The 14,689-nt window shown below is 69.5% G+C and carries 15 protein-coding genes; 9 read left to right on the top strand and 6 right to left on the bottom strand.

Translation table 11 applies throughout. The features are described from left to right. Positions 1-47: 47 nt before the first annotated feature. Together ACT53O_RS08675 and ACT53O_RS08670 are read right to left on the bottom strand one after the other, a co-directional pair. Positions 48-779, bottom strand: a complete 732-nt coding sequence (locus ACT53O_RS08675; RefSeq protein WP_433720856.1) for a glutamine amidotransferase — start codon at positions 777-779, stop codon at positions 48-50. Continuing rightward, positions 776-1,627 carry a LysR family transcriptional regulator gene (locus ACT53O_RS08670; RefSeq protein WP_347417185.1) on the bottom strand — a complete coding sequence of 284 codons (852 nt, stop codon included), beginning with the start codon at positions 1,625-1,627 and terminating at the stop codon, positions 776-778. The genes ACT53O_RS08675 and ACT53O_RS08670 overlap by 4 nt, the downstream gene beginning before the upstream one ends. Positions 1,628-1,827: 200 nt before the next feature. Here ACT53O_RS08670 and ACT53O_RS08665 point away from each other — a divergent pair, with 200 nt between their 5' ends. From ACT53O_RS08665 to ACT53O_RS08650, 4 genes are read left to right on the top strand one after another with little or no spacing between them, the layout of a single operon-like run. Beyond that, positions 1,828-2,763 (top strand): NAD(P)-dependent oxidoreductase, encoded by a 936-nt coding sequence (locus ACT53O_RS08665; protein ID WP_476151857.1) that lies wholly within the window; start codon positions 1,828-1,830, stop codon positions 2,761-2,763. Positions 2,764-2,803: 40 nt separating this feature from the next. Then, entirely contained in the window at positions 2,804-4,327 is a 1,524-nt protein-coding gene (locus tag ACT53O_RS08660; RefSeq protein ID WP_378794762.1) for a CoA-acylating methylmalonate-semialdehyde dehydrogenase, read from the top strand. A 54-nt stretch (positions 4,328-4,381) separates the two neighbouring features. Next, positions 4,382-4,609, top strand: a complete 228-nt coding sequence (locus ACT53O_RS08655) for a hypothetical protein (RefSeq protein ID WP_039416402.1) — start codon at positions 4,382-4,384, stop codon at positions 4,607-4,609. Then, on the top strand, positions 4,606-5,250 hold the full coding sequence (locus ACT53O_RS08650) for a CYTH domain-containing protein (RefSeq protein WP_476151854.1): 645 nt from the start codon (positions 4,606-4,608) through the stop codon (positions 5,248-5,250). Before ACT53O_RS08655 ends, ACT53O_RS08650 begins: the two co-directional genes overlap by 4 nt. A 101-nt stretch (positions 5,251-5,351) precedes the next feature. On the opposite strand, the gene lpdA is transcribed toward ACT53O_RS08650, so the two are convergent. Both lpdA and ACT53O_RS08640 read right to left on the bottom strand, forming a co-directional pair. Next, positions 5,352-6,752, bottom strand: coding sequence for a dihydrolipoyl dehydrogenase (gene lpdA / locus ACT53O_RS08645; protein WP_036286532.1), 1,401 nt, complete (start codon positions 6,750-6,752; stop codon positions 5,352-5,354). Positions 6,753-6,761: 9 nt separating this feature from the next. Then, on the bottom strand, positions 6,762-7,340 hold the full coding sequence (locus tag ACT53O_RS08640; protein ID WP_476151852.1) for a copper resistance CopC family protein: 579 nt from the start codon (positions 7,338-7,340) through the stop codon (positions 6,762-6,764). Positions 7,341-7,441: 101 nt separating this feature from the next. Between ACT53O_RS08640 and ACT53O_RS08635 the strand changes: the two genes are divergently transcribed. Then, positions 7,442-7,840, top strand: a complete 399-nt coding sequence (locus tag ACT53O_RS08635; RefSeq protein WP_347417136.1) for a four-helix bundle copper-binding protein — start codon at positions 7,442-7,444, stop codon at positions 7,838-7,840. A 21-nt stretch (positions 7,841-7,861) separates the two neighbouring features. Here the strand turns inward: ACT53O_RS08635 and ACT53O_RS08630 are convergent, their stop codons facing one another. Continuing rightward, a complete protein-coding gene (locus ACT53O_RS08630; protein ID WP_135949328.1) occupies positions 7,862-8,206 on the bottom strand; it encodes a hypothetical protein in 345 nt (114 codons plus the stop codon). A 208-nt stretch (positions 8,207-8,414) separates the two neighbouring features. Here ACT53O_RS08630 and ACT53O_RS08625 point away from each other — a divergent pair, with 208 nt between their 5' ends. The 3 genes from ACT53O_RS08625 to ACT53O_RS08615 all read left to right on the top strand — a co-directional run bounded on the left by ACT53O_RS08625 (position 8,415) and on the right by ACT53O_RS08615 (position 10,238). Continuing rightward, positions 8,415-8,909, top strand: coding sequence for an FHA domain-containing protein (locus tag ACT53O_RS08625; protein WP_187289962.1), 495 nt, complete (start codon positions 8,415-8,417; stop codon positions 8,907-8,909). Next, positions 8,906-9,589, top strand: coding sequence for a transcriptional regulator FtsR (ftsR, locus tag ACT53O_RS08620; RefSeq protein ID WP_039416160.1), 684 nt, complete (start codon positions 8,906-8,908; stop codon positions 9,587-9,589). Before ACT53O_RS08625 ends, ftsR begins: the two co-directional genes overlap by 4 nt. A gap of 103 nt (positions 9,590-9,692) precedes the next feature. Further along, positions 9,693-10,238 (top strand): MerR family transcriptional regulator, encoded by a 546-nt coding sequence (locus ACT53O_RS08615; protein ID WP_036286573.1) that lies wholly within the window; start codon positions 9,693-9,695, stop codon positions 10,236-10,238. A 90-nt stretch (positions 10,239-10,328) separates the two neighbouring features. Here the strand turns inward: ACT53O_RS08615 and ACT53O_RS08610 are convergent, their stop codons facing one another. Next, positions 10,329-11,135 (bottom strand): ParA family protein, encoded by an 807-nt coding sequence (locus tag ACT53O_RS08610; protein WP_036286515.1) that lies wholly within the window; start codon positions 11,133-11,135, stop codon positions 10,329-10,331. 116 nt (positions 11,136-11,251) lie between these two features. On the opposite strand from ACT53O_RS08610, the gene ACT53O_RS08605 reads away from it, so the two are divergent. Continuing rightward, complete coding sequence (locus ACT53O_RS08605) at positions 11,252-14,659, top strand: pyruvate carboxylase (RefSeq protein ID WP_135949327.1); 3,408 nt, start codon at positions 11,252-11,254, stop codon at positions 14,657-14,659. The last annotated feature ends 30 nt before the right edge of the window (positions 14,660-14,689 follow it).

The following is a 14,689-nucleotide window of genomic DNA, read 5'->3' as shown; positions in this document are numbered from 1 at the left end:
CGCCCCGGTCGTTGAGCGCGGAGCGCAGCGGCGAGTCGAGGCTCGGTTCAGCGGGCGTAGCGTTCGACGAAGGCGCGCAGGATGGCGCCCGTGTGCACGACCGGCCGTCGGCGCACCGCCGCGAGCGTGAGATCCAGTTCGTCCGCTCCGAAGTACCCGTAGCCGGCGTACGCGCGGATGCGCGTGCTGATGCCCTCGAGGTCGCACTCCGGGTGGAACTGCGTGGCGTACACGTTGCTCCCCACGCGGAACATCTGCACGGGACACGCCTCGCCGCGAACCAGCAGCGTCGCCGTCGCGGGTAGCGTCGAGATCGCCTCCTTGTGGCCGACGAAGGCCGCGAAGCGGTCGGGCAGCCCGGCCAGCAGCGGGTCGTCGCGCCCGGCGCCCGTCTTCTCGACCTCGATGACGCTGATGGGCTCCCGGTAGGTGCCGTCGATGATCGCGCCCTGATGTGCACCGAGAGTTCCCACACCGTAACAGGCGCCGAAGAAGGGGAAGTCGCGCGCCACCACCTGGTCGAGAAGGGCGGCGATCTCCGCCTCGACGCGGCGCTGCGCGGATGACTTCTTCGCGATCGGGTCCGACGCGTTGAAGGGCCCGCCGCCCACGAAGACGCCCGAGTAGGCGTCCAGATCCACCGGTCCGAGAGGCCCCGCCTCCATCCGCACGCGGACCAGCTCATCCGGTGTCAGCCCGGTGAAGCGGAGGAAGAGGGCGTACTCCTCGTCGGCGGGCACATCCTCGGCCCGGGTCGCGAGCAACAGGAACGGCTTCATCCTCGCACCGCCTCGATATGGGCGAGCAGCGCATCGAGGGTGGCGGCGACGGTGGGGTTGCGCGGCCCCTCGTCGCGGGCGACGGCCCAGTAGGCGAGGGGATGCGCGTAGGCGCCGTCGAGCACCCGGGTCAGGCGCGGGTCGGCATCGCCGAGAAAGTCGGGCAGGATGCCGATGCCCGCTCCCGCGGCCGTCGCCTCGACGTGCGCGAAGACGCTGGTCGAACGGACCGAGGCGGGCGAGTCCGGCAACTCCTGCAGTGCGCGGTCGAGCTCATCGACCTGCAGGGAGCTCTCCACGTAGTACACGAGCGGGTGTGCGGACAGCTGAGCGATCGAGTCGGGGGTCCCCGCCTCTCGGAGATAGTCGGGTGTCGCGTACAGACGCAGTGCGTACGCGCAGACGGGTGTCGCATAGGCCCGCAGCACCTGGGGGCGTCCGACCACGATCTCCAGGTCGACGCCGGAGCGGTTCTGGCGCACGCGCTGCGTCGCCGACAGCAATTCGACCGCGAGCTGCGGGTGTTCCCGGCGCAGGGCTGTCATCGCCGGAGCGAGGAAGACCGACGTGAAGGCGTCCGGGGCGGAGATTCGCACCATGCCGTGAACCGCGTCGGCGTTCTCGCCGTCGACGAGCTCTCGCAGCGATGCCTCGATGCGCTCGGCAATGGTCACCGCGCGGTGGCCGAGCTCGGTGACCTCCCATCCTCCGGTCGTCCGTACGAGCACGCGTCCGCCCATGGCGGACTCGAGTGCGGTGATGCGACGCGACACCGTGGAGTGATTCACCCCCAGCACGTCGGCGGCCGCCGTGTAGCGACCCAGGCGCGCGACCGACAGGAACGTCATGAGTGCGTCCAGAGGGGGATCCGGGGCGGCGGCGGGCATGCCGACGAGTGTGCACCAGTGCACACCGGTAGTGCAAGTTTGTTGCTCACGTGTGCATTGATCAACGGTCTTCGGGTGCCTACGCTGGCCACGAGCGGCGTCGAGGACGACGGCCGTCACCGCCCGCGACGACGAACGTCGCCGGCGTCGAAGGGAGTCTCATGTCCACGATCGCCTTCATCGGACTGGGCCACATGGGCGCGCCCATGTCGGCGCACCTCGTCGCCGCCGGCCATGTCGTGCGTGGTGTCGACCTCAACCCCGTCGCCGCGGCGGCCGCCGCCGAGAGGGGAGTGCAGATCGTCCCCTCGGTCGCCGCGGCGCTCGACGGTGCGGATGCCGCGATCACCTCGCTGCCCAAGCCCGAGCACGTCCGCGGTGTGTACGGGGGAGCAGACGGCATCCTCGCGCATGCGGCGCCGTCGACCCTGCTGCTCGACACCTCCACCGTCGACGTCGAGACCTCGCGCTGGTGCCACGCCGAAGCGCAACGGCACGGGCTCTCGTTCGTGGACGCACCGATCTCCGGCGGAACCGCGGGCGCGGAGGCCCACACGCTGACGTTCATGCTCGGCGGACGCGCCGCCGACGTGGAGCGGGCGCGGGAGGTCGTGGCGCCGATGGCGGGCAACGTGATCGCCTGCGGGGAGGCCGGCGCCGGCATTGCCGCGAAGCTCGTCAACAACATGATGCTCTTCATCTCCGTCATGGCCGTGTCGGAGGGCTCGCAGCTGGCGGAGCAGCTCGGTCTGGATCCGCAGGTGTTCTGGGACGTCGCGCGCGTCTCGTCCGCCGACTCGTGGGCCCTGCGCACCTGGTATCCGGTGCCGGGCATCGTGGAGACCTCCGCGGCCAACAAGAACTTCGACGCGACCTTCTCGGTGGATCTCGCGCGCAAGGACTGCGGACTGGCCGTTCGAGCCGGAGACGACACCGGCGTGCACTTGCCGGCGGCGCGTCTTGCGCTCCGTCAGCTCGACGACCTCATCGCCGAAGGGCTGGGCGGCAAGGACTGCACGTTGGTCGCGCGCTTCGCCTCGCCGGACGGCACCCTCCGCGGCTACGACCCGTCGCGTGACGGCGTCTCCGCGGCCTGACCCCGACATCTCCCGCACACCCCGATCGAGAGGGCACTTCATGACCACCGCATCCGCCACCACCGACGAGCCCATCGGCTCGCTCGCGGTGATCCCGCACATCGTCGCGGGCGAACGCGTCGGCCCGACAGGGCGCACCGGTCCCGTCTTCAACCCCGCCACGGGCCGGCAGAGCGCAGAGGTCGCCCTGGCCTCGGCCGCGTTCGTCCATGACGTCGCCCGCCGTGCGCAGGCCGCTCAGCGCGGCTGGCGCGACACCGGTCTCGGCAAGCGTCAGCAGGTGATGTTCCGCCTCCGTGAGATCGTCGCCTCCCGCGCCGAGGAGCTTGCGCGCATCATCACGGCCGAGCACGGCAAGACCGTCGACGACGCCCTCGGCGAAGTCGCTCGAGGGCTCGAGAACGTCGAGTTCTGCACGAGTCTGATGCACCACCTCAAGGGCGACTACTCCGAGCAGGTCGCCTCGGGCGTGGACGTCCACCAGGTTCGTCAGCCCGTCGGCGTGGTCGCCTGCATCACCCCGTTCAACTTCCCCGCGATGGTGCCGCTGTGGATGGTGACCACCGCCATCGCCGCGGGCAACGCCGTGATCCTCAAGCCCAGCGAACGCGACCCGTCGGCGGCCGTCTGGCTGGCCGAGGCCTTCGCCGAGGCGGGGCTTCCCGACGGCATCCTGAACGTCGTCCACGGCGACAAGGAGGCCGTCGACGCGCTGCTGGACGATCCGGTCGTGCGGGCGGTGTCGTTCGTGGGATCGACGCCGATCGCGAAGTACATCTACGCGCGGGCGGCCGAGAACGGCAAGCGCGTTCAGGCGCTGGGCGGAGCGAAGAACCACATGATCGTCATGCCGGATGCCGATCTGGACGCCGCTGCGGATGCGGCGGTGTCGGCGGCGTACGGCTCGGCGGGGGAGCGCTGCATGGCCGTGTCGGTCGTCGTCGCGGTGGGCGAGGTCGCCGACGCGCTCATCGGCAAGGTCGCCGAGCGCATCGGCGGACTGGTCGTCGGCGACGGCACCGATCCCGCCACCGACATGGGTCCGCTGATCACCCGCGATGCGCTCGATCGCGTGACCGGATTCGTCGCGGGTGCCGCGGACGAGGGAGCCCGCGTCGTGGTCGACGGCCGCGAGGTCACCGTGGACGGGGGCGGGTTCTTCATCGGTCCCTCGCTCGTCGACGGCGTCACGCCGGGCATGCGCGTCTACGACGAGGAGATCTTCGGACCCGTGCTGTCGGTGGTGCGTGTCGCCACCTACGACGACGCGGTCGCGCTGATCAACGCCAACCGCTACGCGAACGGCACCGCCGTCTTCACCCGCGACGGCAAGACCGCGCGCCAGTTCGAGTACGACATCGAGGTCGGCATGGTCGGCGTCAACGTGCCCATTCCGGTGCCCATCGGCGCGTTCTCGTTCGGCGGCTGGAAGGACTCGCTGTTCGGCGACACGCACATGTACGGGCCGGAGGCGTTCAACTTCTACACGCGCCGCAAGGTCGTCACGACGCGGTGGCCCGACCCCAGCGAAAGCCAGATCAGCCTCGGCTTCCCGACCCACTGAACGCGCCGGGCTAGGCTGGAGTTCCACATTCCGCTTCATCGTCGGAGGTACACCATGGCGATCGCACGACTGCACGGAGGCCCGCTGGACGGGCAGGTCCTTCCCCTGGACGACGAGAGCCAGGACCGGTTGATCCTGCCCTACAGCGAGACCCAGATCGTCTACGAGCGCGCGGGCGCGGCGGAGAACACGGGCGAGGGCGATGGCCCGACATCCGCTGAGTTCCACTTCGTGGAGGCGGAGGACGATATCGATCCCGACCCCGACGGCCGGGACGAGTGACGCCGGAGCCGGCACGCGCGCTCGAGATCGAGCTGACCTTCGACGTCCACGGCGACACCCCGCTTCCCGACCTGTCGGGTCTGCCGGGTGTCGCCGTCGTCGAGGGGCCTGCGCGTCGCGACCTCGATGCCCGGTATCTGGATGTGCCGGGCTTCGCCCTGGGACGCTCCGGTTACGCGGTGCGCCGTCGCACCGGCGGACCGGACGAGGGATGGCACATCAAGGGACCCAAGACCGCTGACGGCGGGCGGCTGGAGACGCATTGGCCGCTCGATGGAGCGAAGGGTGGCGCGTCCGCGGGTGAAGTGAGCGTCCCGGATGCCGTCGCCGCCGCCGTGGCAGAGATCGCCTCCGGCGCCTTGGCACCCATCGCCCGCATCGTCAACGATCGCCATGCCTACGCCCTCCGCGATGAGGCGGGCGCGCTCGTCGCGGAATTCGTCGACGACCACGTGGTCGCGACCGACGAGACCCGCGGTGTGCAGACGACATGGCGCGAGTGGGAGTTCGAGCTCGGACCCGCGGCGCCCGTCGGCGCCACCCGCACTGCGCTCTTCGATGCGGTCACCGCTGCCGTCACGGCGGTGGGCGGACGCCCCGCGGCATCCGATTCCAAGCTCGCTCGCACGCTCGGCCTCTGATCGCGGCTCGCTCGGATGCCGCGAAACCACTGACGCCGCCCCCGGCTTCGGTTGGGGCGGCGTCAGTCGTAGGAGTCAGCGTACTCCAGAGCTCACGGAGCTCAGAGGTTGATCATGTGTCCCGCGAGACCGTGGAAGGCCTCCTGCAGAGCCTCGGACAGCGTCGGGTGGGTGTGCACGTTGCGCGCCAGCTCCAGAGCGGTCAGGTCCCACTTCTGGGCGAGGGTGAGCTCCGGCAGCAGCTCCGACACGTCGGGGCCGATGAGGTGGCCGCCGACGAGCTCGAGGTGCTCGGCATCCGCGATGAGCTTGACGAAGCCGACCGGCTCGCCGAGGCCGTGCGCTTTGCCGTTGGCCATGAAGGGGAAGGTCGCGACCTTGTACTCGCGTCCGGTCTCCTTGTACTGCGCCTCGGTGTAGCCGAACGACGCCACCTGCGGCGAGCAGAAGGTCGCACGCGGCATCATGCGGTAGTCGCCGAGCGCCATGGTCTCTGCGCCACCGATCGTCTCGGCGGCGACGACGCCCTGCGCCTCGGCGACGTGGGCGAGCTGCAGCTTGGCCGTGACGTCACCGATGGCGTAGATGCCCTCGACGTTGGTACGCATGAAGTCGTCGATCTCGATGGCGCCGCGCTCGGTGAGCTTCACGCCGGTGTTCTCCAGGCCGAAGCCCTCAACCCGGGGAGCGAAGCCGATCGACATGAGCACCTTGTCGGCTTCGATCGAGCCCTGCGCGCCGCTCTTGTTGTCGGTGTAGGTCACCGTGACCTTGTCGCCGGAGTCGACGACCGACTCCACTTTGGTCGAGACGAGGATGTCGACGCCGAGGTTCTTGTACTGCTTCGCGATCTCCTTCGAGACGTCCGCGTCCTCGTTGGGGAGGGCCCGGTCGAGGAACTCGATGATCGTCACCTTCACGCCGTAGTTCGTCATGACGTAGGCGAACTCCATGCCGATGGCGCCGGCGCCGACGATGACGATCGAGTTCGGCAGATCACGCGTGAGGATCTGCTCCTCGTACGTCACGACGTTCTCGCTCAGCGTCACGCCCGGGAGCAGGCGCACCGTCGAGCCGGTCGCGATGATGACGTTGTCGAACGTGACCTCTTCGGTGGAGCCGTCGCTCTTGGCGACCGAGATCGCCTTGGGGCCGGTGAAGGTGCCCCGGCCCTCGAACTCGGTGACCTTGTTCTTCTTCATCAGGTAGTGGATGCCCTTGACGCGGCCGTCGGCGACGACGCGCGACCGGTCCCACGCCGTGCCGAAGTCGAGGCTGAACTCACCCGTGATGCCGAAGAAGTCGGCCTTGTGCTTCAGGGTGTGGGCGATCTCGGCGTTCTTCAGAAGCGCCTTGGAGGGGATGCAGCCGACGTTGAGGCAGACACCGCCCCAGTACTTCTCTTCGATGATGGCGACGGACTGGCCGAGCTGGGCGGCGCGGACCGCCGCGACATAGCCACCAGGGCCGGCACCGAGGACGACGACGTTGAAATGAGGCATGCTCTCAGCCTAGTCCTCGGGGGTGGCTCGGGACTTCCGCAGAAGCACCGCCACGAGGGCGCCGAGCGCGGCCGCGACCACCAGGCCGAGCAGCACCCAGACGAATACCGGGACACCTCCATCGCCGTTCGATGTCGGCGTCGCGGTGAGTGTCTGTGTGGTCGTCGTTTCGGCGGGAGCGGCCGTCTGCAACGAGCCGCCCGCCACGGTGAACGTGTACTGCCCCGAGACCGGGTGGCCGTCGCTGGAGACCACGCGCCAGGTCACGGTCACCGGGCCGGACGCGTTGCCGGCGAGCCCCTGTGTCAGATGCGTGCCGTCCAGCGTCGGATCGCCGTCGGTGAGCGAGGCTCCCGCGGCATCCGTCACCACGACCTGCGTCGCGCCGGGCTCGTCCATCAGCACGCCGCTGAACGTCATGGTGATCTGGGCGGGCAGCGTGCCGACCTCGGCGTTCACGCCCGGGTCGGCGCCGATCAGCTCATCGTGCGCCCACGCGGGGGAGGCCACGGCGATGGAGAGTCCGCCGAGCAGGAGTGCGACGAGGCCGACGAGGACCGAACGGAACGTATGAACTCTGTGTGACATCACGTCCTCGACCCTATCCGCGCCTGTTGTGCGCCGGGTCGGAGTCCTAGCATGGCGGCAGGCGAGCGTCGCGCTCGCCGTGACCGGAAGGACGGTGCGAGATGGACGCCAGGATGATGGAAGCGATGGCCGGCGAAATGTCGATGGCCGAGATGCCCGCGATGGATGCCGCGGTCATGCAGGCCTGCATGGACGCCTGTGCCGCCTGTGAGCAGGCCTGCACGGTGTGCTCGATGCAGATGATGGACTGTGCCCCGTCGTGCATGAACTGCGCCGACATGTGCAACACCATGATGCGTGCCATGCTGCGGATGCCGGGCATGACGCCGGCGTCGATGATGGCGATGCTCGACGCCTGCATCGCGATGTGTCAGACGTGCATGGACATGTGCATGATGCACGCTGATGACAGCCCCGTGTGCGCCATGTGCGCGGACGCGTGCCGGGCCTGCATGGACGCCTGCATGGCGGTCAAAGACGCGATGATGGCGGCCGCCTGAGCGGCACCCGTCACTCTCGACTCAGACCGCGAGCACGTTGAAGAGCCGTCCTCCGGCGTGGAGCGCGTGATAGCGCGGGTGGAACGCGACCGGGGTACCCCGTTGCGCGGACGCCGCGGCCCCGGCGCCGTTCCACAGTTCGATCTCGCGCCCCTCGAGGGTGACGATCGTGAGCGTGCCGTCGGCCGCTGAGGCGACCGCGATCGCGTCGACCCATTCTCCGGGCGTTGCCGACACCAGTCGCGACTGGATCAAGTGGACGGCGTGTCCGGCCGCGAAGGAGGAGCAGGCCCGGCCCGTCGCGCACATGCAGATCGCGTCCTGACGCACCGGTGCGGGCGTGAGGCGGTTCTGCGCTGCAGACACGGGGTTCCTCTCGTGGATGCCGCCCGTGGTGGCGGTGCGATCAGGCTACGTCGGGGCGAAGGCCGTCCGCGCGGACGGCGTCACACATCGACACACGCCGCTGAGTCGCACCGCTCGGCGGGATCGGGGCTGGCGCGGCGCGAAACCCGGTTCCCCGGCGGGGGTTCGCAGCCCGGGTCGATCCGTTAGGGTGAAGAGGAAGGAGGCCATGGTGGAAGAGAACGCTCGAGACGCTGGTGTCAGCGGTATCCGACGTGACGCCGGGAGTGCCGGCTCTGCCGACACCACCCAGACTTTCGGTCACGATTCCGACCTCTCCTTCGTGCCGTTCGGAACGGACCTGACGGACGTCGAGCGGGAGGCCATCGATGCGCTTCCGTCTCGCGCTGCGCTGCTGCTCGTCCGCTCCGGTCCCACGGCGGGCGCACGCTATCTGCTCGACACCGATGTCACCACGGTCGGGCGCCATCCCGAGGCCGACATCTTCTTCGACGATGTCACCGTCTCTCGTCGTCACGCGGAGATCACCCGCACCGGCGCCGTCTTCGAGCTCGTCGACCAGCGCTCCCTGAACGGCAGCTATGTCAACGGTGAACGGGTGGACCGCGCCGTGCTCGTCGACGGCTCCGAGGTGCGCATCGGCAAGTTCCGCCTCAACTTCTTCGCGTCGCCGGTCGACCGCGGTCAGGTGACGAGCGGGTGAGCCCGGCTGTCTCACCCCGTGGACGCGCGTCGTCCTCGGGTTATCTCAGCATTGGTCAGGTGCTCGCACGCCTGACGCCGGAGTTCTCCGATCTCAGCGCGAGCAAGCTGCGCTACCTCGAGGTGCAGGGCATCGTCACGCCGCTGCGAACCGAGTCGGGGTATCGCAAGTTCTCGCCTCTCGACGTCGAGCGACTGCGCACCGCGCTCACGCTTCAGCGCGACCACTACATGCCCCTTGCGCGAATTCGCGAGTATCTCGACGAACAGCACGGCGGCACCGTCGCGCCGCCGGCGACGGCGTCGATCGTCACCGCCCCGCGCCGCTATCGCCGCGAGGAACTGCTGCAGACGGCAGGAGCGTCGGCGGCGCTGCTGAACGATGCCGTACGCGCCGGGCTCATCGCGGCAGCCGAGAGCTACGACGACAAGACGCTGAGTGTGCTTCGTGCGCTCGTGGCCCTCGACGGGCACGGCATCCAGCCCCGCCACGTGCGGGGCGTCCGGCAGGCGGCGGAGCGTGAGGTCGCGCTCGTCGAGAGCGCGCTGACGCCCCTGTTGCGCCGCTCGGACGCCGTGTCGCGTGCACGTGCGGGCGAGCTCGCTCCCGAGCTGCTTCGTCGCCTGGACGAAGTGCGCGCGGCGTTCGCGCACGCGGCGCTGGACCGCATCGCGCCGTGACGGCGGCGCGACACGCCGAGCGTCGGGATGCGGATGTCGTTGCCGCAGGCACTCCGCTGATCTACCGTGGAGGAAACGACGCACTGTCCACATGGAGGCGAGCATGACCGCGCACGATGCGCCTGATGAGGTCCGCTTCGCCACCGAGCTGCTGTTCACGGACGGTCTGCCGCAGATGGATGACGAGGTCGGCTACCGCGGCGCCGTCGCTGCACGCGCAGCCGGCATCACCTATCGTCAGCTCGACTACTGGGCGCGTACCGAACTCGTCCAGCCCACCGTCCGCGGCGCCAGCGGTTCGGGATCGCAGCGTCTCTACGGCTTCCGCGACATCCTCGTGCTCAAACTGGTGAAGCGGCTTCTCGATACCGGCATCTCCCTGCAGCAGATCCGCACGGCGGTCGAGCAGCTTCGTGCCGCCGGCATCCGCGATCTCGCCGGCACCACGCTGATGAGCGACGGCGCGTCCGTCTATCTCTGCACCTCGAACGACGAAGTCATCGACCTCGTCAGTCGAGGACAGGGCGTGTTCGGCATCGCCGTCGGCAAAGTGCTGCACGAGGTCGAATCGACCTTGCTCGACTTCGATCCGCAGGCTCCGGACCCCGTCGACGAACTCGCCGCTCGTCGCGCCGTCAAGTCCGCCTGAGAAGGCAACGGCGCCGCGAGCCGACGCGCTGCTTGTCGACTCGCGTCTTCGGCGTCCGATCGACGACCGACCGCTGTGCGACGGAAAAGGTCAGGCCCGCTGCTCGCCCGCGGTGATCCGACCGGTGCGCATGACGCGGTCCAGCAGTGCGTCGAAGTCGCCGGCCAGCTCCTGAGCCGAGTCGCCCGGCCAGATGTGCAGCGGCTTCGCCGCCCCCTGCGCCTGCTGCAGCGACGTGCGCTCGGGAAGCTGCGGCGACAGGACGAGCGGACCGAACATGTCGCGCAGCTCCTTGATGCGGAACTGGTGCTCGATCGACTGCGGGCGCACGCGATTCACGACGATCCCGAGCGGCTGCAGGCGGGGAGACAGGCCACGGCGGATCTCCTCGATCGCCCGCAACGCGCGGTCGGCGGCGGCGACCGAGAACAGTCCCGGTTCGGTGACCACGATGACCCGGTCCGAAGCCGCCCATGCGGTACGCGTCAGTGCGTTGAGCGAGGGGGCGCAGTCGATGAGGACGAGGTCGTAGTCGGCCTCGATGGTGGCGAGAGCCTCTTCGAGCTTCCACACGTCGCGCACGCTCGGGTGCGGGCCGTCGAAGTTGATCGCCGACGGGCTGCCGATCATGACGTCGATCGTGCCCGGGTGCACCTTGGCCCAGCCGCTGGCGGTGATGGCCTGGCGGACCACCTTCTCCTTGGGATTGGCGAGCACGTCGGCCACGTTCAGCCGGCCGGCCACCTGGATGTCCATGCCCGTCGACACGTCAGATTGCGGGTCGAGGTCGACGACGAGAGTCCGCACCCCTCGGGCGAACGCCGCGGAGGCGAGGCCGAGAGTCACGGTGGTCTTGCCGACACCCCCCTTGAGCGAGGAGACGGAGAGTACGTGCACGAGGCTCTACGTTACCGTCCCCTAGGCTGTGAGGACACTCAGGCCCTCGTGAAAAGTGGGCTCGTCGGGGAATCTGCTCCCTCGGCGCGCGGGAGCCGCTCGGAGAAGAGGTCCGCATGTTCCGCAAGATCCTGGTGGCCAACCGCGGAGAGATCGCGATCCGGGCCTTTCGTGCCGCCTTCGAACTGGGTGCGCGGACGGTCGCGGTCTACCCCTACGAGGACCGCTACTCGCTGCACCGGCTCAAGGCCGACGAGGCGTACCAGATCGGCACCATCGGCCAACCTGTGCGTGCGTACCTCGATGTCGATGAGATCATTCGCGTGGCCGAGCAGGCGGGCGCCGACGCCATCTACCCCGGCTACGGCTTCCTCTCCGAGAACCCCGAGCTGGCCGCGGCCGCCGCGCGCAGCGGCATCGTCTTCATCGGCCCGCCGTCGCGCGCCCTCGAGATGGCGGGCAACAAGGTGACCGCCAAAGAGCATGCGATCGCGGCCGGGGTGCCGGTGCTGCGCTCGACGCCCGCGTCGGACGACGTCGACGCGCTCGTCGCGCGCGCGGACGAGATCGGCTTCCCGATCTTCGTGAAGGCGGTCGCCGGCGGCGGTGGGCGGGGAATGCGCCGGGTCGAAGCCGCGCCGCAGCTGGCCCCGGCGATCGCGGAGGCGATGCGCGAGGCCGATGCCGCGTTCGGCGATGCCCGCGTCTTCCTGGAACAGGCCGTGCAGCGGCCGCGTCACGTCGAGGTGCAGATCCTCGCCGACAAGACCGGCGAGACCGTGCACCTGTTCGAGCGGGACTGCTCGGTGCAGCGACGTCATCAGAAAGTCGTCGAGATCGCGCCGGCGCCCAACCTCGACCCCACCATCGCCTCGGCATTGCACGCCCACGCGATCGCGTTCGCCCGGTCGATCGGCTACGAGAACGCCGGAACGGTGGAGTTCCTCCTCGAGACGGCCGGTCCCCGCGCCGGCGAGGTCGTCTTCATCGAGATGAATCCGCGCATCCAGGTCGAGCACACCGTGACCGAGGAGGTCACCGACGTCGACCTCGTGCAATCGCAGATGCGCATCGCTGCCGGCGAGACGCTCGCCGAGCTCGGCCTGCGCCAGGACCAGATCCGCCTGCGCGGGGCGGCGCTGCAGTGCCGCATCACGACCGAGGACCCGACCCAGGGGTTCCGCCCCGACACGGGCAAGATCACCACCTACCGTTCGCCGGGCGGCGCGGGCATCCGCCTCGACGGGGGGACGACGGCCGCGGGTTCCCAGGTCAGTGCGCACTTCGACTCGCTGCTGGCCAAGCTCACGTGCCGCGGACGGGACTTCGGCGCCGCGGTCGTGCGATCGCGTCGAGCCCTCGCCGAGTTCCGCATCCGCGGGGTCTCGACCAACATCCCCTTCCTGCAGGCGGTGCTGGACGATCCCGCCTTCGTGGCCGGTGACGTCAGCACGTCGTTCATCGACGAGCGCCCCGAGCTGGTGCGCGGTCGCGCGTCGAAGGACCGCGGATCGAAGATCGTGGCGTGGCTGGCCGAGACGACCGTCAACCGTCCGCACGGAGAGATCCCCGCCGTCACCGACCCGCGCGCGAAGCTCCCGTCCGTCGATCTGTCCACGCCTCCTCCTGCCGGTTCGCGACAGCGCCTTCTCAGCCAGGGCCCGGCCGGGTTCGCGGCGCAGCTGCGCGCTCAGACGCCGCTCGCCGTCACCGAGACGACGTTCCGAGACGCACATCAGTCTCTGCTGGCCACGCGCGTGCGCACACGGGACCTGGTGACGGTCGCGCCCTACGTCGCCCGGCTCACCCCTCAGCTGCTCTCGATCGAGGCCTGGGGCGGCGCCACCTACGACGTGGCGCTCCGCTTCCTCGGCGAAGACCCTTGGGAGCGGCTGGACGCCCTCCGGGCCGCGGTGCCGAACGTGGCGATCCAGATGCTCTTGAGGGGGCGTAACACGGTGGGGTACACGCCGTATCCGACGCGCGTCACCGATGCCTTCGTCTCGGAGGCCGCGGCATCGGGCGTCGACATCTTCCGTATCTTCGATGCCCTCAACGACGTCTCCCAGATGCGGCCCGCCATCGACGCCGTGCTGCACACCGGCACCACGCTGGCGGAAGTCGCCCTCTGCTATACCGGTGATCTCCTGTCGCCGACCGAGGATCTGTACACCCTCGACTACTACCTGCGCGTGGCGGAGCAGATCGTGGATGCCGGGGCGCACGTGCTCGCCGTCAAGGACATGGCGGGGCTGCTGCGCCCCGGCGCCGCTGCGCGTCTGGTGCGGGCTCTGCGGGACCGCTTCGACGTCCCGGTCCACGTCCATACGCACGACACCGCCGGTGGTCAGCTCGCGACGCTGTTGGCCGCCGCCGCCGCGGGCGCCGACGCCGTGGATGCCGCTGCGGCGCCGATGGCGGGAACGACCAGCCAGCCCTCGCTGTCCGCGCTCGTCGCCGCCCTCGCGCACACCGAGCGCGACACCGGACTCGACCTCGGTGCCGTCTCGGAACTCGAACCGTACTGGGAGGCGATGCGCCGCCTCTACCGCCCGTTCGAGTCGGGTCTTCCCGGGCCGACGGGACGCGTCTATCGGCATGAGATCCCCGGCGGTCAACTGTCGAACCTCCGCCAGCAGGCGATCGCTCTCGGCCTGTCGGAGGACTTCGAGCTGATCGAGGACATGTACGCCGCCGCGGACGCGATCCTCGGGCGCGTCCCGAAGGTGACGCCCTCCTCGAAGGTCGTCGGCGATCTTGCCCTGCACCTCGCCGCCGTGCGCGCGGACCCCGCCGACTTCGCCGAGAACCCCGATACCTATGACATCCCCGACTCCGTCGTCGCCTTCATGGCGGGGGAGCTGGGTGAGCTTCCGGGCGGCTGGCCGGAGCCGTTTCGCACCAAGGTGCTGCGTGGTCGCGAGATCCGCGGCGGGATCACCGAGATCTCCGACGCCGATGCCGCGAACCTCGAAGCCGACAGTGCGACCCGGCGCGCCACACTGAACTCCCTACTGTTTCCCGCCCCCACGGCGGCCTTCCGGGAGACCCGCGACACCTACGGCGATCTCAGCGTCCTCGACACCGCGGACTATCTGTACGGGCTCGCGCCCGGAACCGAGCACGTCGTCGAGATCGAGCGCGGCGTCCAGCTGTACGTGGGGTTGGAAGCGATCGGCGACGCCGACGAGCGCGGCATGCGCACCGTGATGACGACGTTGAACGGGCAGCTGCGTCCCGTCTTCGTGCGCGACCACGCCGTCGCGGTCGAGGTGCGTCAGTCGGAGAAGGCCGATGCGACCGTAGCGGGCCACGTGGCCGCCCCGTTCTCGGGTGTCGTCACCCCGAAGGCCGCGGTGGGCGATCGCGTCTCGGCGGGTCAGCCGGTGGCATCCATCGAGGCGATGAAGATGGAGGCAGCCATCACGGCGCCGATGGACGGCATCGTCGAGCGTCTCGTCATCGGCGCGGCGGCCGCGGTGGAGGCCGGCGATCTTTTGCTGGTGGTCCGACCCTCCGAGTAGCCTGGAGCGGGGGCGTGAGTCGTCCCGCGA

It is taken from the genome of Microbacterium sp. DMC48 (assembly GCF_056313825.1).
This window is presented reverse-complemented; position numbering and strand designations above follow the sequence as displayed.